Annotated in this window: 17 protein-coding genes, 4 tRNA genes and 1 riboswitch; of the genes, 5 read left to right on the top strand and 16 right to left on the bottom strand. The window is 59.8% G+C overall.

Annotated elements, in window-relative coordinates:
• Nucleotides 1–16 precede the first annotated feature (16 nt).
• From PSH86_RS23250 to PSH86_RS23260, 3 genes are all read right to left on the bottom strand, one after another.
• The gene (locus tag PSH86_RS23250; RefSeq protein WP_305485190.1) at nucleotides 17–535 is read right to left on the bottom strand and encodes a toxin-activating lysine-acyltransferase; all 519 of its coding nucleotides are present in this window, start codon (nucleotides 533–535) and stop codon (nucleotides 17–19) included.
• A 9-nt stretch (nucleotides 536–544) separates the two neighbouring features.
• A complete protein-coding gene (locus PSH86_RS23255) occupies nucleotides 545–2,206 on the bottom strand; it encodes a ShlB/FhaC/HecB family hemolysin secretion/activation protein (protein WP_305485193.1) in 1,662 nt (553 codons plus the stop codon).
• 459 nt (nucleotides 2,207–2,665) lie between these two features.
• Nucleotides 2,666–2,742: transfer RNA gene (locus PSH86_RS23260), tRNA-Arg, on the bottom strand.
• Nucleotides 2,743–3,266: 524 nt separating this feature from the next.
• Here PSH86_RS23260 and PSH86_RS23265 point away from each other — a divergent pair.
• The 3 genes from PSH86_RS23265 to PSH86_RS23275 all read left to right on the top strand — a co-directional run bounded on the left by PSH86_RS23265 (nucleotide 3,267) and on the right by PSH86_RS23275 (nucleotide 5,251).
• Nucleotides 3,267–3,593, top strand: a complete 327-nt coding sequence (locus PSH86_RS23265) for an Arc family DNA-binding protein (protein ID WP_109753922.1) — start codon at nucleotides 3,267–3,269, stop codon at nucleotides 3,591–3,593.
• Between the two features lie 168 nt (nucleotides 3,594–3,761).
• Nucleotides 3,762–4,571 (top strand): AraC family transcriptional regulator, encoded by an 810-nt coding sequence (locus PSH86_RS23270; RefSeq protein WP_176689243.1) that lies wholly within the window; start codon nucleotides 3,762–3,764, stop codon nucleotides 4,569–4,571.
• A 71-nt stretch (nucleotides 4,572–4,642) separates the two neighbouring features.
• A complete protein-coding gene (locus PSH86_RS23275; RefSeq protein ID WP_176689242.1) occupies nucleotides 4,643–5,251 on the top strand; it encodes a LysE family translocator in 609 nt (202 codons plus the stop codon).
• A gap of 61 nt (nucleotides 5,252–5,312) precedes the next feature.
• Here PSH86_RS23275 and mgtE read toward each other — a convergent pair whose 3' ends face one another.
• On the bottom strand, nucleotides 5,313–6,755 hold the full coding sequence (mgtE, locus tag PSH86_RS23280) for a magnesium transporter (RefSeq protein WP_109753919.1): 1,443 nt from the start codon (nucleotides 6,753–6,755) through the stop codon (nucleotides 5,313–5,315).
• 333 nt (nucleotides 6,756–7,088) lie between these two features.
• Between mgtE and PSH86_RS23285 the strand changes: the two genes are divergently transcribed.
• On the top strand, nucleotides 7,089–7,592 hold the full coding sequence (locus tag PSH86_RS23285; RefSeq protein ID WP_249015465.1) for a cell envelope protein SmpA: 504 nt from the start codon (nucleotides 7,089–7,091) through the stop codon (nucleotides 7,590–7,592).
• Nucleotides 7,593–7,632: 40 nt separating this feature from the next.
• On the opposite strand, the gene PSH86_RS23290 is transcribed toward PSH86_RS23285, so the two are convergent.
• The 7 genes from PSH86_RS23290 to ltaE form a co-directional block, all read right to left on the bottom strand.
• Nucleotides 7,633–7,709: transfer RNA gene (locus PSH86_RS23290), tRNA-Arg, on the bottom strand.
• Nucleotides 7,710–7,781: 72 nt separating this feature from the next.
• Nucleotides 7,782–7,858, bottom strand: a tRNA-Arg gene (locus PSH86_RS23295).
• A gap of 107 nt (nucleotides 7,859–7,965) precedes the next feature.
• Nucleotides 7,966–8,056: transfer RNA gene (locus PSH86_RS23300), tRNA-Ser, on the bottom strand.
• A gap of 62 nt (nucleotides 8,057–8,118) precedes the next feature.
• Nucleotides 8,119–8,307 (bottom strand): carbon storage regulator CsrA, encoded by a 189-nt coding sequence (csrA, locus tag PSH86_RS23305; protein ID WP_003178872.1) that lies wholly within the window; start codon nucleotides 8,305–8,307, stop codon nucleotides 8,119–8,121.
• 185 nt (nucleotides 8,308–8,492) lie between these two features.
• On the bottom strand, nucleotides 8,493–9,734 hold the full coding sequence (locus PSH86_RS23310) for an aspartate kinase (protein WP_109753917.1): 1,242 nt from the start codon (nucleotides 9,732–9,734) through the stop codon (nucleotides 8,493–8,495).
• Between the two features lie 89 nt (nucleotides 9,735–9,823).
• Nucleotides 9,824–12,445 (bottom strand): alanine--tRNA ligase, encoded by a 2,622-nt coding sequence (gene alaS, locus PSH86_RS23315; protein WP_176689240.1) that lies wholly within the window; start codon nucleotides 12,443–12,445, stop codon nucleotides 9,824–9,826.
• Between the two features lie 146 nt (nucleotides 12,446–12,591).
• The gene (gene ltaE, locus PSH86_RS23320; protein ID WP_163857107.1) at nucleotides 12,592–13,596 is read right to left on the bottom strand and encodes a low-specificity L-threonine aldolase; all 1,005 of its coding nucleotides are present in this window, start codon (nucleotides 13,594–13,596) and stop codon (nucleotides 12,592–12,594) included.
• A 270-nt stretch (nucleotides 13,597–13,866) separates the two neighbouring features.
• A riboswitch (FMN riboswitch) is annotated at nucleotides 13,867–14,033 on the top strand.
• A 101-nt stretch (nucleotides 14,034–14,134) separates the two neighbouring features.
• Here ltaE and PSH86_RS23325 point away from each other — a divergent pair.
• The gene (locus PSH86_RS23325; protein ID WP_109753914.1) at nucleotides 14,135–14,644 is read left to right on the top strand and encodes a 6,7-dimethyl-8-ribityllumazine synthase; all 510 of its coding nucleotides are present in this window, start codon (nucleotides 14,135–14,137) and stop codon (nucleotides 14,642–14,644) included.
• A 136-nt stretch (nucleotides 14,645–14,780) separates the two neighbouring features.
• On the opposite strand, the gene astE is transcribed toward PSH86_RS23325, so the two are convergent.
• From astE to astA, 5 genes are all read right to left on the bottom strand, one after another.
• On the bottom strand, nucleotides 14,781–15,788 hold the full coding sequence (astE, locus tag PSH86_RS23330; protein WP_109753913.1) for a succinylglutamate desuccinylase: 1,008 nt from the start codon (nucleotides 15,786–15,788) through the stop codon (nucleotides 14,781–14,783).
• 12 nt (nucleotides 15,789–15,800) lie between these two features.
• Nucleotides 15,801–16,088: a hypothetical protein gene (locus tag PSH86_RS23335; protein ID WP_003178862.1), complete on the bottom strand. Its 288-nt coding sequence runs from the start codon at nucleotides 16,086–16,088 to the stop codon at nucleotides 15,801–15,803.
• Nucleotides 16,089–16,157: 69 nt separating this feature from the next.
• The gene (gene astB / locus PSH86_RS23340; RefSeq protein ID WP_305485207.1) at nucleotides 16,158–17,504 is read right to left on the bottom strand and encodes an N-succinylarginine dihydrolase; all 1,347 of its coding nucleotides are present in this window, start codon (nucleotides 17,502–17,504) and stop codon (nucleotides 16,158–16,160) included.
• Between the two features lie 172 nt (nucleotides 17,505–17,676).
• Nucleotides 17,677–19,146, bottom strand: a complete 1,470-nt coding sequence (gene astD, locus PSH86_RS23345) for a succinylglutamate-semialdehyde dehydrogenase (protein ID WP_176689238.1) — start codon at nucleotides 19,144–19,146, stop codon at nucleotides 17,677–17,679.
• Entirely contained in the window at nucleotides 19,143–20,168 is a 1,026-nt protein-coding gene (gene astA, locus PSH86_RS23350; RefSeq protein WP_058543460.1) for an arginine N-succinyltransferase, read from the bottom strand. Before astA ends, astD begins: the two co-directional genes overlap by 4 nt.
• Nucleotides 20,169–20,216: the final 48 nt, after the last annotated feature.

Consider the following 20,216-nt stretch of genomic DNA (forward strand, 5'->3'; position numbering starts at 1 on the left):
CGACCAGTGGTTGGAGTTACGCTTCGATTGCCAGCGGGTGGGCGGCGAACCAGGCCTGGGCCTGTTCGGGAATGACCCCGATCCCTTGGAATGTCTTGACCCGCAGGCCGCGCTCATCGCCTCGGTGATAGAGGGCTCGAGCGCAGCGATCGATGAAAAGGTGACGTTGCAACAAGCGGCTCAATACCGCCGTGTGGCCAAAGGGAGCGACCCAGTCGTTGAGCCAGAGGCGCTCGCCGCTGTTCCAGTCGTCTTGGGTCAGCGCCAGCGGCGACTGGCGCAAGTAACGTTGCTCTGCCGCCTCGTCGAGGTTGAGCCAGGACAGGTAGAACACCGGCTTGCCATGCTCGGAGCCGAGCACGAATTGGCGATGCTTGAGGGCCGGCAGCAACAGCGTCGGCAAGGTGTGCAACGGCGCATCGCGATGGGCCTTGGAATGCATCCACAACCATGTGGCAGAGCCGAATACCGCGGCTTCGCTCCAGGGTTCATCGATCAGGCCGGGGGCAACAATGTCTAGCGTCTCGAACTGCATGGGATCACCTCAGAATGACCAGATGACGGTGAAGGCGCTGGTCACGTTGGCCGTCTCGAAACCATCGGGTTTCTTCAACGGCGTGCCCACCGACCAGTCATAGGACAGGCCCTTGTAACCACCGCGAATGCCCACCACGGCCCCCGCCAGGCGCTGGCCGATCAGGAACTCACTGGATTGGCCGCTGACTTCGCCATAGTCGATACCGGTGTAGAGCTCCTGGCCGGTCTGCCCCAAGGACAGGCCGACTTCGTTGCGCAGGGTCCAGCCACGGTCGGCGGAAAGAATGTTTTCACCATCGAAGCCCCGCACGCTGTAGCGCCCGCCAATCGAGAAACGATCCTGAGGCACCAGCGGCGTCCGGTTCCATTGCGCACGCCAGCCGCCGATGTAGCGCAGTCGCTGATCGCCAAGCTGAAATGGCACCTGCAGTTGGGCGTCGGCGGTGATGATTTGCGAGCGCGACGTGCCGGCATCAAAATCTTCCTCGGGAGCCCTGAGCGCATCATGGGCACCGGTACCGCGACGATAGGCGACACCCAGGTCAAGAATCGACGCGCCAATGAACTCTCGATGGTCCAACCCCAACTGCCAGCCGGCCATGCGGCGTTTCTGGTTGCCGACTTCGGTGTCGTCGATGAAGTTCTCCGACGAACGCGTCCAGAGGCTGCCCCAAGCGGTGGTCTTGCGAACAGCGTCGCGGTACAGCAGGCGGGACAGACGCAACTCGTTGTTACGACTCTCGCCCCGGTACTGATAGGTCTGGTTGGTGCCGGCGACGGACTGTTCGTAGTTGTATTCACTGCTGGTGAACCCCACCTGCCAGTAGCCGAACGGCAGCGAATAATGCAGCGTGCGGCCATCGGAGCCGCGGTGCCCGGACTCGCCCCCGCCCAAGTCATGGTTGACGCTGGCGTAGAACAAATCGTTGAGCGACAGCAGGTTGTCCAAGGACAGCGACACGTTGCCCTGGTATTTACCGGTGGTCTTGCTGCCCGAATTGTCCACCGACAGGCTCACACGGGCGGGGAACCGCTGGCTCCAGGCGATCACCACGTCGCTCTCACCGGGTTTGGCGTCGGCGGCACGGGCCGGAGCGATCTTGATATCGGCTTCGGCGGTCGGCACACGCTTGAAGTTTTCCAGCGCCTGCTCGATGTCGCGCAAGTTGAGCAGATCGCCAGGATTGGCCGGCATCGCGTTCCAGGCATTGGCGCGGGAGCTGGTGCCCTCCTCGAAACGAATCTCGCGAATGCGCCCCGGCACCAGGGTCAAGACCAGCACTCCGCTGTTCAGGTCCTGGGCTTCGGCGAGTACGCGAGTGGTGACGTAGCCGGCCTCGATGATCGCGTTCTGCATGCGCTTCATCGTCAGATTGATCCCGCCCCCCCCGAGGCAACGACCGATGGCGGGGTCATCCTTGGGGTTGGCGGCGCGCAACGCCCACTGGAATTTCTCCGACGCCTCGCCAATCAGACGGATGTCATTGATGGCAAAGCAGGGGCTTTCCTTGGCGGGCAAGCGATCGACACCCTCAGCCACAGGAGCTGCCTGCAGGCGCACATCCGGCCGGGACTCCAACTGCTCCCTCAATACCCGTTCGCGCTCACGCTGGCGCAGCAGCTCTTCTTCAGGCCCGGCTGCCTGTGCCGCACTCCACGAACCTGTCATCCACGCCGCCATCAACAGCAGTGCGAGGCGCTTGGCGTTTTGGGCAGATGAACGGGTTCTGTCAACGCGGCGAGGAGCGCTGCTCGGTTTACGCGATCGGCAGGGTGCGGCTGGGCGCATGTCACATCCTTGTGGCCTGAATCAAAGACACGATGAGTCAGGCCCGCCGGACGCGGCATTGGCGCTGACACAGATAAAAAAGAGGTACGGATTCCGTCGAAAACGAAGGAAAAGTCCTACAACGTACCGAGACGGTCAGATAGCAAAGGGGGGAGAAAGTTTCGCATTACCGAAATATCCTCGATACAAATGGCTAGAAATGGGCAATCGGTCACAGCTAAGGGGGAGAAATGGCGGTGCCTGGACTGAACATCGCGCTCAGGCCTAGGTTGATCGTGCGGTAGATAGGGATGCAAACCGGAAAAGTCAGCGATGATTTCGCTAACCCACTGTTTATAATGGTGTCCCAGGGCAGGTTCGAACTGCCAACCTTCCCCTTAGGAGGGGGATGCTCTATCCAATTGAGCTACTGAGACACGAATTGACCACAAGAGAAGCGGTGCGTAGGACGGCGTGCATGTTAACGACCTACCCTGCGTTTGTCATGTCGCCCATGGCTTTTTAAGTGTAGGCAAATGGTACTCCCTGTAAGGCTGACCGTCCGTGAACGCCAAGTTTGGCCGCCATTCATCTGTCCTGGCTCACTTATCCTAGTAAATCGGCCATTTGCCACTATCCTGTACAAGACAGGGACGGCACGCGTTTTTGTCCATTTCCGTTATCCGCCAGACGGTATGGCACATAGACACAATCCGACGGTCACAGATGCGGACCTGTTGATTTTTACCAACCAGTCCGCATTTTTTGATGAAGGGTACTGGCATAACGCCTTTACCCGGATCAGAATTTGTCACAGAATTGGCGCCAATGATCTGGCAATTTTGAGGCATGATGCGGGCCTCTTAACAATTCAGGTTGAACATTTGGCAATGGAGCTTGTCCTATCGACATCCTGCGGCCAATCCCGAGAACCGCTCCCCTGAACTAACCGGTTAAATATATGCGCCCATTGAAACAGGCAATTTATTCCAGCCGTACGGCTGACAAATTCGTCGTACGTCTGCCAGACGGAATGCGGGAACGCATTGCCGAAGTGGCTCGCAATCATCACCGCAGCATGAACTCTGAAATCATCGCGCGCCTTGAGCAAAGCCTTATTCAGGAAGGCGCGTTGGGTGAAGAGTTGAGCATGCGCCTGGACAGCCCGGAGCTGTCGTTGCATGAGCGTGAGCTGCTTCAACGCTTCCGACAACTCTCCCATCGCCAGCAGAACGCCCTTGTTTCGCTGATAGCCCATGACGTGGAAATGGCCGCAGACGCGACCTGATCACACAGAAAACACTCAAGCCAGCCTTGTGCTGGCTTTTTTTTGCCTGGGGTTTGGCCCATACCTGCATTTCTAGCGCTCATCAGAGTCACTCCCCACCCACACTGCTGCCGATAGATGGCAGCGGTGCTAAATTGATCCGCTAAAAGCACGGGCTGGGAGGCCTGTATGGCAGGTCACGCATTCAAGGTAAGAAGAATTGCAGGGCTGGGCGTGGAAATCGTCGAGGCCGATTCGGATCGAACATTTGTCCGGCACATGCACGAACATTTCGGCATTGGCTTGCTTTTGCGTGGGGCGCAACGCTCTGCCAGCGGCCGAGGCCCCGTGCAAGCGATTGCTGGCGAGCTTATATCGGTCAATCCGGCCGAAGTGCACGACGGAGCCCCCATTGGAGAAGGAACGCGCCGCTGGCAGATGCTGTATTTCGACCCGCTGCTCATTACCCAAGCATTCAAGGATATGACGGACGATGGGGGTATATGCGCCCACGAGTTCGCTTATCCGGTACTGAAAAGCCGGCGTGCGGCCGAATTATTCCGCACCTTGTACCGAACAATCGCCCAAGCCGAAGAGTTTGGCGACCAAATGAAGATAGATGAAACGCTTTCGCTTCTGCTCGAACATTTACTGGATCAACCCGTGCCGATATCGCCGACGCCAGGTATCGCGGCAAACCGTGCGAAAACCATGATCGACGACGACCCGCAGTCGCCTATGTCGCTTGCGTTGCTGGCCAAGGAAGCAGACCTAAGCCGCTTTCAACTCGTGCGCGCCTTCACCCGCCTGAGCGGACTCCCCCCTCACGCCTATCTACTGCAACGACGTATCCAGCGCGCACGGCAGTTGATCGCTGCGGGCATGTCGCTGGCCGATGCGTCCCTTGCCAGCGGTTTCGCAGATCAGAGCCATATGACTCGATGCTTCGTGCGCAGCTTTGGATTTTCACCAGGTATGTACGCCCGGCAAAGCCACTAGCAATTTCGTTCAAGACACCCCTCGCCATCGCAGACAGGCTGGAGACTTCATGACTCCAAGAGCAGCGTCGCATGGACCTCGAATTTTTTGCCACATCCCTGATCATGGCCGCTTCGCCTGGCACTGGCGTAGTCTATACGGTAGCGGCCGGCCTGGCCCGAGGCTGGCGCGCGAGCGTGGTAGCCGCATTCAGTTGCACCCTGGGGGTCGTGCCCCACATGCTGGCAGCCATCACGGGCCTCGCCGCACTGCTGCACGCCAGCCCATTGGCCTTCGAGATCATCAAGTATCTTGGCGTCGCTTATCTGCTGTGGATGGCATGGAGCACGCTCCAGAGCCATGGAGCCTTGCACATTGACCCGAACAAAACGCCGCCCTCGAATGGCGCGGTGATTTGTTCGGGCATCCTGCTCAATCTGCTGAATCCAAAGCTGTCGATTTTCTTCCTCGCTTTTCTACCGCAATTCCTCACGCCAGGAGAGACGAATGCCACGTGGCGCATGCTGCAACTGAGCTTCATTTTCATGGCAATCACCTTTGCCATCTTCGTCATCTATGGCGTGTTCTGCGCATCGATGCGCCACCATGTTCTGGAGCGTCCATCCGTGTTGCAGTGGATGCGCCGCATCTTCTCGTCAGCCTTTGTGTTGCTGGCTGCACGACTGGCATTGATGCATTGAGACGCAGAAAATTCCGCGCAATAAAAAACCCGCCAAACAGGCGGGTTTCTGAATGAACGACTCAGAGCAGGAAAATCGTCGCCAACCCCAGGAAAATGAAGAACCCACCACTGTCCGTCATGGCGGTGATCATTACACTGGCGCCCATGGCAGGGTCACGCCCCATGCGGGCCAGGGTCATGGGAATCAACACCCCCATCAATGCCGCCAACAACAGGTTGAGCGTCATTGCGGCGGTCATGACCACGCCCAGCGACCAGCTACCATAAAGCAGGTAAGCCACTACACCGATCACGCCCCCCCAGATCACACCATTGATCAGGGCGACCACCAGTTCCTTGCGCATCAATCGCGACGTATTGCCGGTGCTGACCTGATCCAGCGCCATAGCGCGGACGATCATGGTGATGGTCTGGTTGCCGGAGTTGCCGCCAATACCGGCGACGATGGGCATCAGCGCCGCCAGCGCCACCAGTTTCTCGATGGAGCCCTCGAACAGGCCAATGACCCGAGAGGCAACAAAGGCTGTAATCAGGTTGATCGCCAACCAGGCCCAGCGGTTACGCAGGGATTTCCAGACCGAGGCGAAGATATCTTCTTCTTCGCGCAGACCGGCCATGTTGAGGACTTCGCTTTCACTTTCCTCACGAATCAAGTCGACCATTTCATCGATGGTCAGACGGCCGATCAGCTTGCCGTTCTTGTCGACCACCGGTGCCGAAATCAAGTCATAACGTTCGAACGCCTGGGCCGCATCGTAGGCGTCTTCGTCCGGGTGAAAACTCACCGGATCACTGGCCATGACCTCAGCCACCTGCTTTTCCGGGTCATTGACGAGCAGACGCTTGATGGGCAGCACACCCTTGAGCACGCCGTCGTAGTCGACCACGAAAAGCTTGTCGGTATGGCCGGGCAGCTCCTTGAGGCGCCGCAGGTAGCGCAAGACCACTTCAAGGCTGACATCCTCGCGGATCGTCACCATCTCGAAGTCCATCAGCGCACCGACCTGCTCCTCGTCATAGGACAACGCCGAGCGCACACGCTCACGTTGCTGGCCGTCGAGGGCTTCCATCAGTTCGTGGACAACGTCCCGTGGCAGTTCGGGCGCAAGGTCGGCGAGCTCGTCGGCGTCCATTTCCTTGGCCGCCGCCAGCAACTCGTGATCATCCATGTCGGCGATCAGGGTTTCCCGAACCGAGTCCGACACTTCGAGCAGGATGTCACCGTCGCGATCGGCCTTGACCAACTGCCAGACCGTCAGACGCTCTTCCAGTGGCAAGGCTTCAAGAATGTAGGCAACGTCGGCGGAGTGAAGATCATCGAGCTTGCGTTGCAACTCGACGAGATTCTGCCGGTGGACCAGGTTCTCGACCCGATCATGATGCGGACCTTCCTGGCGATGCGTCAGGTCTTCGACGACCCGCTGGCGCTGCAGCAGCTCAACGACTTGAGCGAGGCGATCCTGAAGGCTTTCCTGCGTTTTTTTTACTTCTACTTGGGTCATAGGCGAACTCCACTCCCAGCAGTGGAGCACGCCGGAAGGATCAATCAGTTAATTCATGATTGGCAAAACTAGATATTGAGTAACTACTGGGTAAGTCCATGGAGATATTCCAAAGCCCCGGCGGGGCTGACGGGCGCAATCATACACCGCTTGATGCTGTCTTGACGCTGTAAAACGTTAAAAAATCATGGCAAGAACAAGCGCTTGCGAGACAAACCTGAACATAGGCTGAACCTGTCCCTTTACGACGACTTATCCGGAAAAGAAAACACACGCTCCGGCACAAATGCAGCGACTACCCTTCTCTTCTGCACCGTCAAGGAGGACGACCGGATGCACCTCAACCACTGCCTGTTCCTGCTCGCCTGCCTGCCCTGCCTGCCGTTGTGGGCTGTCGGGCAGACCGTGCATCGCTGCGAAAATATCGCAGGGCACGTTACATTCACGACCCTGAGCTGCGGCGCGGGGGAAGCCCTGTCACTACAACAGATCCATCCGTATCGCCCAGGTTCGACCGAACCGACGACCGAGGCGATGCTGCCCGAAGCGGAGCGTGGGCAAACATCCAGCAACAAAACCACCCGCAGGGAACCGACCGTCGTTGGCCAGTTCCAGGACCACTGCGGGAACCTCATCGACGCCAGGCAACGCCGCGATGCCATCCTCGACCGACGAATCATCGCCGGCATGAGCCAACAGGACGTAGAGAGCGCCCTGGGCAAGCCAGACTCAATCAAGATTCGCAATTCGAGCACACGGTATACCTACAAGGCGAAGAAAGGTCGCAGCGCAGAGGTCGTGTTCGATGAGAGAGGATGTGTGAAAGGCAAATCGTAGACAGCAAAAAGCCCGCGTTAAACGCGGGCTTTTTGGTATATGGTGCACTCGACAGGATTCGAACCTGTGACCGCTCGGTTCGTAGCCGAGTACTCTATCCAGCTGAGCTACGAGTGCAAGTTGTGGTTTTATACCAGATCACAACTGGTTGAAGCCAAGTTATTTGCATTGCTGCAAAAAACTCTTAAATGGTGCACTCGACAGGATTCGAACCTGTGACCGCTCGGTTCGTAGCCGAGTACTCTATCCAGCTGAGCTACGAGTGCATTTGTTGCCGCGCATTATAGGTCGTCAATTCCTTTTGTAAAGCGCTTTTTTCAGTAATTTCAATCACTTACCGATCAAGCCAGGTTTTGACGCACTAAACGAATAATGGCGGAGAACGGGGGATTCGAACCCCCGACACCCTTTTGAGGTGTACTCCCTTAGCAGGGGAGCGCCTTCGGCCACTCGGCCAGCTCTCCGCAACACGGGGCGTATATTAACCACCTTCATCCCCGTTTGCAAACATAAAAATCGATAAAAATTAATGGCTTGGTTCGTCGTCCTTCTCTTTCTTGATACGCAGGTAAATTTCCTCGCGGTGTACAGCAACCTCTTTCGGGGCGTTGACGCCGATACGCACTTGGTTTCCTTTGACGCCGAGCACGGTCACGGTGATTTCGCCATCGCCAATAATCAGGCTTTCTGCACACCGACGGGTCAGAATCAGCATACTTTTCTCCTCACGCAATTCACTTAAGAGACAACAGTCTGCAAAAAAAGAGGCATTGGACCTACAACCGAAACGGTCGAAGCCTACAGGCCTAGTATTGACCAGCGCGGGCAAAAGAACAGTTTTGGGACGCGCTATTCAGAAAAACAAAGGGCGCGGTCCAGCCGCGCCCTCAAGACAACGCTTTACTCGCCCTGTCGGGCGGCTGCGTCGAGCTCGAAAGCCGTGTGCAGGGCGCGCACGGCCAGTTCCAGGTACTTCTCTTCGATCACCACGGAAACCTTGATTTCCGAGGTAGAGATCATCTGGATGTTGATGCTTTCCTTGGCCAGGGATTCGAACATACGGCTGGCCACGCCTGCGTGGGAGCGCATGCCGACACCAACGATCGAAACCTTGGCGATCTTGGTATCGCCCACCACTTCCCGAGCACCGATCTCGCCAGCGGTTTTTTTCAGGATCGCTTCGGCAGACTGGTAGTCGTTGCGGTGCACGGTGAAGGTAAAGTCAGTGGTGTTATCGTGCGCGACGTTCTGCACGATCATGTCGACTTCGATGTTCGCGGCACTGATCGGGCCGAGAATCTTGAACGCCACGCCGGGGGTGTCTGGCACGCCACGGATGGTCAGCTTGGCTTCATCGCGGTTGAAAGCGATGCCGGAAATGATCGGCTGTTCCATGGATTCCTCTTCATCGATAGTAATGAGGGTGCCCGGACCCTCTTTGAAGCTGTGCAGAACGCGCAGCGGAACGTTGTACTTGCCAGCGAATTCGACCGCCCGGATCTGCAGCACCTTGGAACCGAGACTGGCCATTTCCAGCATCTCTTCGAAGGTGATCTTGTCCAGGCGCTGAGCCACAGGCACTACCCGCGGGTCAGTGGTGTAGACACCATCCACATCGGTGTAGATCTGGCATTCGTCGGCCTTGAGGGCCGCCGCCAGTGCCACGCCAGTGGTATCGGAACCGCCACGGCCAAGGGTGGTGATGTTGCCGTGCTCGTCCACGCCCTGGAAACCGGCGACGACCACTACACGGCCAGCCTTCAGGTCGCTGCGAATCTTCTGGTCGTCGATCTGCAGAATACGCGCTTTGTTGTGCGCGCTGTCCGTCAGGATACGCACCTGGTTGCCGGTGTAGGACACCGCCGGCACGCCACGCTTGATCAGCGCCATGGCCAGCAAGGCGATGGTCACCTGCTCGCCGGTGGAAACGATCACGTCCAGCTCACGCGGGACCGGTTGCTGGTCGCCGCTGATTTGCTTGGCCAGATCGATCAGACGGTTGGTCTCGCCGCTCATTGCCGACAGCACAACCACCAGGTCATCGCCCGCATCACGGAATTTCTTAACCTTGTCGGCGACCTGTTCGATTCTCTCGACACTGCCGACCGAGGTGCCTCCAAATTTCTGTACGATCAAAGCCATTTCAAAGCCGCCTCTGCCCATGAAGGGCGCCCAATAATCACTCAACAGCGATCAGGCTCGTGACTAGACCACGAGCCCGCAGCGCTGCCTTAAATACCCTGCTCTACGAATGCAACGGTCTGGGCCAGTGCCGCGTCCAGTGCGCCGACGTCGGTACCACCGCCTTGCGCCATGTCCGGGCGACCGCCGCCCTTGCCGCCCACTGCCGCAGCGGCTTGCTTCATCAAATCACCGGCTTTGAGTTGGCCAGTCAGGTCTTTGGTCACGCCTGCGACGAGAACGACCTTTTCCTCATGGACACTGCCGAGCAGGATCACTGCGCGGCCGAGTTTGTTTTTCAGCTGATCGACCAGCGCCAACAGCGCCTTGCCATCCTGGCCATCCAGACGCACGGCCAGTACTTTCACGCCCTTGACGTCCACGGCCTGGGCCGACAGATCGTCGCCCGCGGCGCTGGCAGCCTTGGCCTGCAACTGCTCGAGTTGCTTTTCCAGCAAGCGGTTGCGCTCCAGCACGGCCGACAGCTTGTCGATCAGGTTGTCACGACTGCCCTTGATCAGGGTTGCCGCTTCCTTGAGTTGTTCTTCGGCCGCGTTGAGGTACGCCAGGGCCGCAGCGCCGGTAACCGCCTCGATCCGGCGCACGCCGGAGGCCACGCCACCTTCGCTGATGATTTTCATCAGGCCGATGTCGCCGGTCCGGTTGGCGTGGATGCCGCCGCACAGCTCGACCGAGAAGTCGCCCATGCTCAGCACACGCACGCTGTCGCCGTACTTCTCGCCGAACAATGCCATGGCGCCCTTGCGCTTGGCGGTCTCGATGTCGGTTTCTTCGGTTTCCACCGGAGAGTTCTTGCGAATCTCGGCGTTGACGATGTCTTCCAGCGCCTTGAGTTGCTCAGGCTTGATGGCTTCGAAATGGCTGAAGTCAAAGCGCAGGCGCTGACTGTCCACCAACGAGCCCTTCTGCTGGACATGCTCGCCCAGTACCTGGCGCAACGCTGCGTGCAGCAAATGCGTGGCGGAGTGGTTCAGCGACGTGGCGTGACGAACTTCGGCATCGACATGAGCGGCCACCGGGGCCGCGATCATCAGGCTGCCGGAAGCCAGCACGCCGTGGTGCAGGAAGGCGCCGCCGGTCTTGGTGGTATCACGCACGTCGAAACGCGAGTTGCCGGCCTGCAAGTAACCGCTGTCGCCGATCTGGCCGCCGGACTCGGCGTAGAACGGGGTCTTGTCCAGCACGATCACGCCTTCCTGGCCTTCGCTCAGGATATCGACCGACTGCCCGTCCTTATAGATGGCAACGATCTTGGCCGAGCCGGTGGTACCGGCATAACCGGTGAACTCGGTGGCCACGTCAACCTTGACCAGGCTGTTGTAGTCCATGCCGAAAGAGCTGGCGGAACGCGCGCGGACCCGCTGGGCTTCCATCTCGCGTTCGAAGCCTTCCTCGTCGAGGGTCAGGTTGCGTTCGCGGGCGATGTCACCGGTCAGGTCCATCGGGAAACCGTAGGTGTCGTACAGTTTGAACACCACATCGCCCGGAACCACGTTGCCCTTGAGTTCGGCCAGGTCCTGCTCGAGGATCTTCAGGCCTTGCTCCAGGGTCTTGGCGAATTGTTCTTCTTCAGCCTTGAGTACGCGCTCGATGTGCGCCTGCTGGGACTTGAGCTCGGGGAAGGCGTCGCCCATCTCGGCCGCCAGTGCCGCAACGATCTGATAGAAGAAGCTGCCCTTGGCGCCCAGTTTGTTGCCGTGACGGCAGGCGCGACGGATGATCCGGCGCAGTACATAGCCGCGACCTTCGTTGGACGGCAGAACACCGTCGGCAATCAGGAAACCGCAGGAACGGATGTGGTCGGCCACCACTTTCAGCGAAGCCTGGTTGTCGTTGGTGCAACCGATGGCCTTGGCCGACGCGCTCAGCAGGCTCTGGAACAGGTCGATTTCATAGTTGGAATGAACGTGCTGCAACACCGCACTGATCCGCTCCAGGCCCATGCCGGTGTCGACCGACGGCGCTGGCAGCGGATGCAACACGCCATCGGCGGTGCGGTTGAACTGCATGAACACGTTGTTCCAGATCTCGATGTAGCGGTCGCCATCTTCTTCCGGCGAGCCGGGCGGGCCGCCCCAGATGTCGGCACCGTGATCGTAGAAAATCTCCGTGCAAGGGCCGCATGGGCCAGTGTCGCCCATGGTCCAGAAGTTGTCGGAGGCGTACGGCGCGCCCTTGTTATCGCCAATGCGCACCATGCGCTCAGCCGGGACACCGACCTCTTTGGTCCAGATGTCATAGGCTTCGTCGTCGGTGGCGTAGACCGTTACCCAGAGCTTCTCCTTGGGCAGGTTCAGCCACTTGTCGGAGGTCAGGAAGGTCCAGGCGAAGGTGATGGCGTCGCGCTTGAAATAGTCACCGAAGCTGAAGTTACCCAGCATTTCGAAGAAAGTGTGGTGACGTGCGGTATAGCCGACGTTTTCCAGGTCGTTGTGCTTGCCGCCGGCACGCACGCATTTCTGGCTGCTTACCGCACGGGTATAGGCACGTTTTTCCTGGCCCAGGAAGCAGTCCTTGAACTGGTTCATCCCCGCGTTGGTGAACAGCAGGGTCGGGTCGTTGCCCGGAATCAAAGAGCTGGAGGCTACTCGGGTGTGGCCTTGCTCTTCGAAGAAGCGAAGGAAGGCTTCACGGATTTCTGCGCTTTTCATTAGGTTCTTCCACGGAGGCTGCGGCCAAAGGCCTGTGCAAAACGTCAACAGACGAAGCAACGGCAAAGGGCCGCATTATATCGGCCCTGCGCGTGGGGTACAGCGTGTTTATGCGATAGAAACTGTCAATTGGCCCGGTTGACGGGTCAGTGGCGGGAAAATTCGACGAAAGTGGCGACCACCTGGTCGATTTGCGCCGCGCTCACGTCCATGTGCGTCACCATTCGCAAGCGTGGTGCCGCGCTGAGCTTGACGCCCCGTTCATCGGCAAATGCCTTGATCGCCTCGGCCCGCTCGCCCATTTGCACGTAGACCATGTTGGTCTGCACCGGCTCGACCTGATAACCCGCCGCACGCAAGCCCTCGGCGAGCCGCTGGGCATTGGCGTGGTCATCGGCCAGGCGCTGGACCTGATGCTCCAGGGCATACAGCCCCGCCGCCGCGAGAATCCCGGCCTGGCGCATACCGCCGCCCACCATTTTGCGCAGACGGCGCGCCTTGCCGATCAACTCGACGCTGCCGCACAGGACCGAGCCCACTGGCGCGCCGAGGCCTTTGGACAGGCACACCGATACTGAATCGAAGTACTGCGTGATCTGCCGGGCATCGACATTCAACTTGACCGCCGCGTTGTACAGCCGCGCGCCGTCCAGGTGCAGGGCCAGGCCATGCTCCCGGGTGAACTGCCGGGCCCGGGCCAGGTATTCCAGCGGCAGGACCTTGCCCTGCATGGTGTTTTCCAGGGCCAACAGACGGGTGCGGGCAAAGTGGAAGTCATCAGGCTTGATCGCCGCGGCGACTTGCGCCAGGTCCAGGGAGCCGTCCGCTTGTACCTCGAGGGGTTGAGGCTGGATCGAACCGAGTACCGCCGCACCACCCCCTTCGTACTTATAGGTGTGGGCCTGCTGGCCGACGATGTATTCATCGCCACGTTCGCAGTGGGCCATCAACCCCAACAGGTTGCTCATGGTGCCCGTAGGCACGAACAGCGCGGCGGCGAACCCCAGGCGCGCGGCCAGTTCGGCTTCGAGGCGATTGACGGTCGGGTCTTCGCCATACACATCGTCGCCGGTCGGCGCACTGGCCATGGCATCGAGCATGCCGGCGGTAGGTTGGGTGACCGTGTCGCTGCGAAGATCGATAACACTCATGAATCTGGCCTCGGTTGCTGGTGGGGGAATTCCCTTTCGAAGGGCAATTACTGCGGGCATGGCGAGGAATAATCAAGTCTGGTCGACGGAAAGGGCAACAACCTCCTTGTGTGCGAGCCGTGGGAGCAAAGCTTGCTCGCGATGGCGGTGGGTCAGTCAATATCAATACTGCCTGACCCGACGCCATCGCGAGCAAGCTTTGCTCCCACGGCTCGCTCCCACAAGGGGTTATGTGTTAAAAATCCTCCGCTGCCACAAACCATGGCGGCAAAACGTTCTCAGGGCGGGGTGCAATTCCCCACCGGCGGTAATTGCACGCAACGTGCATAGCCCGCGAGCGCTTGGCGATACACGGTTTTACGGTGTAGCGACAAGGTCAGCAGACCCGGTGTGATTCCGGGGCCGACGGTCATAGTCCGGATGAAGAGAGAACGGGATTGGCACCCAAGGGCCGACTGCGACTGTCTTGTACGCGGCGTACCCTCGAATCCCCTTCGATTCATGACGCCCTGTTTTTCACACAAACAGGAACCAGAACATGCAACCCACTGCAATCGATAGCAAAAGCAAAAGTCATCCAGGTGAGCGCGTCGCGTTCATCCAGGCCTGCTGGCACAAGGAAATCGTCGACCAGAGCCGTAAAGGCTTCGTCGCTGAAATGATCAACCAGGGTTATCAGGAAAGCGATATCGACTTCTTCGAAGTCGGCGGCGCCTTCGAGATCCCGCTGCACGCCAAGCTGCTGGCCAAGTCAGGCCGTTACGCCGGCATCGTCGCCGCCGGCCTGGTGGTGGATGGCGGCATCTACCGCCACGAGTTCGTCGCCCAATCGGTGATCAGCGGCCTGATGCAGGTCCAGCTGGAAACCGAAGTGCCGGTATTCTCGGTCGTGCTTACGCCGCATCACTTCCATGCTGGGGAAGAGCATCAGAAATTCTTCTTCGAGCATTTCGTGCACAAGGGCCAGGAAGCAGCAAAGACCTGTGCCGATACGTTGCACAAGACCCGGGTGTTGCGGCGCAGTGAACAGCGGGCGGTAGCGGTCTAAGGCTGGACGCAGATCCAAATGTGGGAGCGAGCCTGCTCGCGATGACGGAGTGTCAGTCGCTATAGATGTCGGCTGATATACCGCTATCGCGAGCAGGCTCGCTCCCACAGGGGTCTTGGGTCAGTTTGAAACTGAGTCAGGCCAGGTTTTCATCTGTCGCCGGCACAATCAGGATTCCCGCCCGCAAGCCATTCTTGACCTTGGGGTTGGGGAAGATGATCCGCGCGCCCTCTTCTTCGATCACCCAGCGCGTCTGGGCGATGTCCTCGGCTAGCACATAGCCTTTGCCCAGTTCCGAAAAGTTCTCGATGTCCGCCGGTAGGTTCAGGCGGAAACTGTCGCTGTGCTTGATGATTTCCCGGGCCACGCTGAACAGCTGCAAGCCATCGAGCCCTTCATCCAGCTCCGGCTCGTTGCCCTCGATGATCTGTTGCAGGCGGGTTTCCAACAGGCTGACGTTGACGCCGTCGTTTTGCCCGAATGGCCGGGCCTTGCCCAGTTCCAGGGTAAAAGACTCGGCGCCGAGCTGATCGTAGGTGTAGGCACTGAACACGATGGACGGCTTGTTCTGCAGCAACACCGCCTCCATGCCCGCGGCACGCAGGCGAGCCAATTCACGGCGTGAGTGCTGGCGACCGTCCTTCCACGGGTACAAGGCGAACTGCTCGATCTTCGAACCGCGAATGGCCGTATGCAGGTCGTAGTGCAGGCGACTGCGTTCTGGCCGACTGAAGAAACTCGCAGCCAGCCGCTCCAGCTCACAAGCCCGTAGCGCTTCAGGTCCACCGCTCAGCTCATGGCGACCATTGAACAATCGGTTGACGTCTTGTTCGACAAAGCGCTCACCGCGCCGGATGGCCTCGGGGTTGCCGAACAGGAACAGAATGCGTGCCCGTGGCTTCAGGTCGCCACGAGCAATGTCATGCAGCAAGCGGTCGAGCAATTCGATCGGCGCGGTTTCGTTGCCGTGGATACCGGCCGACAGCAGCAGGTCCAGGCCGTTATCCCGGGCTTCGGGCGGCTTGACCTCCAGCGCGCCCTCGCTCAACCAGCGCATCCGTACGCCTTCGACAGTCAGTTGAGTCTTCTCCGCCGGTTCACGGCCGGCGAGGGTCAGTTCAAGCAGTTTGCCGAGGGCGAGCATAGCGCGGTTTCCTTAATGGTCGTGGCCGCAATCCGGGCCATGGACATGGTCATCGTCGCCGACGTCCGCCGGTTCCATTTCCAGTTGCAGGCTGACCAGGTTGGTCGCCAATGGACGCAACAACAGGTTGGCGTATTCCTCGTCCCCTTCCTCGACGTCCACGCCGATCAGCAACTGGCCGCGACCGTCCTGCTGGATCCACAACTCCTTGCCTTGCCACATTACCGCGACGCGGGTGCAGGAGGTTTCCAGTTGGGTGCCGTCGGTGTCTTCAAGGATCAGCTGCAGGGTATCGCTCATGTCTTTACGTTCTCGTCTGGGGATAAGGCAACGCGCCCTGCTTTGACTGTAGTCAGGTCACGCGCGCTTTCAATTGATCTGGAAAGGATAAACCGCGCCAAGTTTAAGGATTTGTGTCAGTTCATCCAGCGCCGCACGGCATTCGAGCAGCAACTGCGGGTCTGCCAGGTCGTTTTCGGTCATGCGGTCGCGGTAGTGCCGCTCGACCCATTGGGTCAGCGAATCGTACAACGGCGCGGTCATGATAACCCCTGGGTTGACGGCTGCCAGCTCGGTTTCATTGAGGGCCACGCGCAACCGCAGGCAGGCTGGGCCGCCGCCGTTCTGCATGCTTTGCTTGAGATCGAAGACTTTCACCTCGCGAATCACCCCGCCAGTGCCCGTCAGGCCTTGCAGATACTGCCAGACGCGTTCGTTGCTGCGGCATTCTTCCGGCACGATCAACAGCATCGAACCGTCGGGACGCGACAGCAACTGGCTATTGAACAGGTAGGAACGCACGGCGTCATCGACCGTCACCGCTGAACGCGGTACACACACCGACTGAAATGTCCCACCGACCTTGGCGAGTTTGCTGCTCAATTCGGCCAGCATCTTGTCGGTCTCGAGAAACGCGTCCTCGTGATAGAACAGAACTTCGCCATTGCCCACCGCGATCACGTCGTTGTGGAATACACCCTGGTCGATCACCGATGGATTCTGTTGGGCGTACACCACGCCCTCCTCCCTCAGCCCGTGCAGGCGGGCAACGGCCTGGGAAGCTTCCAGGGTCTGGCGCGCCGGGTATTTCTGCGGCGCGGGATAGCGGGTATCAAAGGCACTGCGACCGAACACGAAGAATTCGACACCGGCCTCGCCGTAGGCGCGGCAGAAACGGGTGTGGTTGGCCGCGCCTTCGTCACCGAACTGCGCCACCGCCGGCAACGCGGCGTGATGGGCGAAGTGCTGCTGATTGGCAAACATCGCCCCCAGCACGCGACTGGTGGTCGGGTGTTCGATGCTGCGGTGGTACTTGCAGTTCAGGTTGGCGGCGGTGAAATGCACGCGACCGTCAGCGGTGTCGGCGCTCGGGCTGACCGTGGCGGCGTTGGCCACCCACATGCTGGAGGCCGAGCAACTGGCAACCAGCAGCGGCATCGCTTCTTTCGCGGCCTGCTGGATGACCTGGGCATCGCTGCCGGCAAAGCCCAAGCGGCGCAAGGCCGCCACGTCCGGGCGCTCCTGCGGCGCCAGCACACCTTGCTGGAAACCCATGTCCATCAGCGCTTTCATTTTCGCCAGGCCCTGCAACGCCGCTTCCTTGGGGTTGGAGGACTGCTGGCTGTTGCTCTGGGACGCGACGTTGCCGTACGAGAGCCCGCCGTAGTTATGGGTCGGCCCCACTAGACCGTCAAAGTTGACTTCATAGGATTTCATCAGCGAGGCTCCACGAGAATCTGTTTTTTATAGGCATCAATAACAACCGAGTCGCGACTATCGCGGGCAAGCCTTGCTCCCACAGGTTTTGCATAGCTCCTGTGGGAGCAAGCTCTACTCCCACTGGTTTTCATAACTCCTGTGGGAGCAAGGCTTGCCCGCGATGGCGGTCTCAAGACATGCGCACGCCGGGGGTCAGGGCAGCCGGCATGACAAGGCTCGGGGTTTCCAGGGACGCCACCGGGTAGGCGCAATAATCGGCTGCGTAGTAAGCGCTGGCGCGATGGTTGCCCGAAGCGCCGACACCGCCGAACGGTGCGCTACTGGCAGCTCCCGTCAGCTGTTTGTTCCAGTTGACGATACCGGCACGGCTTTGCAGCCAGAACTGCTGGTAACGCTCCTGGGAATCGGACAGCAAGCCGGCGGCCAAGCCATATTGCGTATTGTTGGCCTCGGTGATTGCCGCGGCGAAATCCTTGTAGCGGATCACTTGCAACAACGGCCCGAACAGTTCTTCATCAGGTCGCTCGGCCACTGCCGTCACGTCCAGGATACCCGGCGTCAGCAATGCAGCCTGGGCCTGCGGCTGGGTCATGCTCAACAGGGGCACGGCGCCCTTGCCCAGCAAATGGTTTTGCGCATCCATCAGCGCCTTCGCCGCGCCCAGGGAAATCACCGAGCCCATGAACGGCGCTGGCTGCTGGTCAAAGGCCCCCACTTCGATGGTCGAGCTGACCGCCACCAGGCGCGCCAGCAAGGCATCGCCCCAGGCGCCTTCCGGCACCAGCAGGCGGCGCGCACAGGTGCAACGCTGCCCGGCGGAAATGAAAGCGGACTGGATAATGGTGTAGACCGCCGCATCGACGTCCGCCACCTCATCCACCACCAGTGGATTGTTACCGCCCATTTCCAGCGCGAGGATCTTGTCCGGGCGCCCGGAAAATTGTTGGTGCAACAGATTGCCGGTACGGCTGGAGCCGGTGAAAAACAGCCCATCGATGCCCGGATTGGCCGCCAGGGCGATGCCGGTTTCCCGGGCGCCTTGCAGCAGGTTCAGCACGCCCGCCGGCAGCCCGGCCTCGACCCAGCACTTGACCGTCAGCTCGGCGACTTTCGGCGTCAGCTCGCTCGGCTTGAACAATACGCTGTTGCCGGCCAGCAGGGCTGGCACGATGTGGCCGTTGGGCAAATGGCCGGGGAAGTTGTAGGGGCCGAACACCGCTACCACGCCGTGAGGCTTGTGGCGCAACACGGCGGTGGCGTCGCCCAGCGGGCCGCTCTTCTCGCCAGTCCGCTCACGGTAGCTTTGCACCGAAATGGCGACTTTGTTGACCATGCTGGTCACTTCGGTAGCCGCTTCCCACAACGGTTTGCCAGTTTCTTCACCGATGCAATGGGCCAGTTCGTCAGCGTGTTTTTTCAGGCTCGCGGCAAAGGCTTCCAGCACCTGAATGCGCTCGTCCAAAGTACGTCGTGCCCAGTCCGGGAACGCCTGGCGCGCGGCCTGCACCGCCGACTCCACTTGCGCCGCCGTGGCGCCGTTGCCCGACCACAACACCTGTTGAGTCACCGGGTTCAACGACTCAAAGAGGTCGCCCTGACCTTCCAGCCAGCTTCCTGCGATATACAGCGACTTCATCATTTCGACTCCCGTGCAGCGGACAACGCGACGGCACGCACCTGATCGCCGGCGTTGAGTTGAAGACGTTTGGCGGTCAGCGGATCGACCACCAGCGTACCAGCGGCCAAGCGCGCCGGTGCGGCGGTGATGCGGCAGTCTTCGCGCTTGCGGTTATGGATGAGGAACGGCGTGGCGTCATCGCCCGGCGTGCCGATGGCCAGGACCAGCGCCTGGCTGTCGCGAATCGCGCGGATCTTGCCGGTTTCACACTCCACCGCTGGGCCGGCGTCGAAGATGTCGACGTACCCCTGGTAACTGAAACCTTCGCTCTTGAGCATCGACAGCGCAGGCTCGGTGTCAGGGTGAACCTGGCCGATCACGGCCCGGGCATCTTCGGACAAGAAACAGGTGTACAGCGGGAACTTGGGCATCAGCTCGGCGATGAACGCCTTGTTGCCCACGCCGGTCAGGTAATCGGCCTGGCTGAATTCCATCTTGAAGAAGTGCCGGCCCAGGCTTTCCCAGAACGGCGAACGACCGTTGTCGTCGGACATGCCACGCATCTCGGCGATGATCTTGTTGCCGAACAGTTGTGGGAACTCAGCAATGAACAGCAGCCGCGCCTTGGCCAGCATCCGACCATTGAGGCCACTGCGGAAATCGGCATGGAGGAACAACGAGCACAGCTCGGAATTGCCAGTCAGGTCGTTGGCCAGGAACAGGGTCGGGATTTCCCGATAGATGTTCAATTCCTGGGACGCGCTGACCGTCAGGCCTACCCTGAAGTTGTACCAGGGCTCACGCAGCCCCACAGCACCTGCGATGGCGGAAATACCGACCACGCGACCGTCATCGTCTTCGAGCACGAACAGGTAGTCCGCGTCACCGCGCCCGGCTTCGCCGCGAAAGGTCTTCTCGGCCCAGCCGACCCGATGGGCCAGGCGCTCTTCATTGGCCGGCAAGGTGGTCAGGCCGGTGCCAGTGCTGCGGGCCAGGGCGATCAGAGCGGGTAAATCGCTGCTGCGTACGGGACGAACGATCATGCTATCTCCTCAAACGGGTCGCTCACGCCACCCGCGAAACTCAGCCGT

It is taken from the genome of Pseudomonas sp. FP2300, assembly GCF_030687595.1.
Lineage (GTDB): Bacteria > Pseudomonadota > Gammaproteobacteria > Pseudomonadales > Pseudomonadaceae > Aquipseudomonas > Aquipseudomonas bijieensis.

Bases quoted from the DNA above. Each gene is read 5' to 3' on its own strand.
- astB (WP_305485207.1), bottom strand. From the start codon at position 17,504: ATGAAATCCTATGAAGTCAACTTTGACGGTCTAGTGGGGCCGACCCAT.
- PSH86_RS23270 (WP_176689243.1), top strand. From the start codon at position 3,762: ATGGCAGGTCACGCATTCAAGGTAAGAAGAATTGCAGGGCTGGGCGTG.
- astD (WP_176689238.1), bottom strand. From the start codon at position 19,146: ATGATGAAGTCGCTGTATATCGCAGGAAGCTGGCTGGAAGGTCAGGGC.
- PSH86_RS23335 (WP_003178862.1), bottom strand. From the start codon at position 16,088: ATGAGCGATACCCTGCAGCTGATCCTTGAAGACACCGACGGCACCCAA.
- PSH86_RS23250 (WP_305485190.1), bottom strand. From the start codon at position 535: ATGCAGTTCGAGACGCTAGACATTGTTGCCCCCGGCCTGATCGATGAA.
- PSH86_RS23275 (WP_176689242.1), top strand. From the start codon at position 4,643: ATGGACCTCGAATTTTTTGCCACATCCCTGATCATGGCCGCTTCGCCT.
- ltaE (WP_163857107.1), bottom strand. From the start codon at position 13,596: ATGAGTGTTATCGATCTTCGCAGCGACACGGTCACCCAACCTACCGCC.
- PSH86_RS23265 (WP_109753922.1), top strand. From the start codon at position 3,267: ATGCGCCCATTGAAACAGGCAATTTATTCCAGCCGTACGGCTGACAAA.
- PSH86_RS23310 (WP_109753917.1), bottom strand. From the start codon at position 9,734: ATGGCTTTGATCGTACAGAAATTTGGAGGCACCTCGGTCGGCAGTGTC.
- astA (WP_058543460.1), bottom strand. From the start codon at position 20,168: ATGATCGTTCGTCCCGTACGCAGCAGCGATTTACCCGCTCTGATCGCC.
- PSH86_RS23325 (WP_109753914.1), top strand. From the start codon at position 14,135: ATGCAACCCACTGCAATCGATAGCAAAAGCAAAAGTCATCCAGGTGAG.
- astE (WP_109753913.1), bottom strand. From the start codon at position 15,788: ATGCTCGCCCTCGGCAAACTGCTTGAACTGACCCTCGCCGGCCGTGAA.
- alaS (WP_176689240.1), bottom strand. From the start codon at position 12,445: ATGAAAAGCGCAGAAATCCGTGAAGCCTTCCTTCGCTTCTTCGAAGAG.
- PSH86_RS23255 (WP_305485193.1), bottom strand. From the start codon at position 2,206: ATGACAGGTTCGTGGAGTGCGGCACAGGCAGCCGGGCCTGAAGAAGAG.
- PSH86_RS23285 (WP_249015465.1), top strand. From the start codon at position 7,089: ATGCACCTCAACCACTGCCTGTTCCTGCTCGCCTGCCTGCCCTGCCTG.
- csrA (WP_003178872.1), bottom strand. From the start codon at position 8,307: ATGCTGATTCTGACCCGTCGGTGTGCAGAAAGCCTGATTATTGGCGAT.
- mgtE (WP_109753919.1), bottom strand. From the start codon at position 6,755: ATGACCCAAGTAGAAGTAAAAAAAACGCAGGAAAGCCTTCAGGATCGC.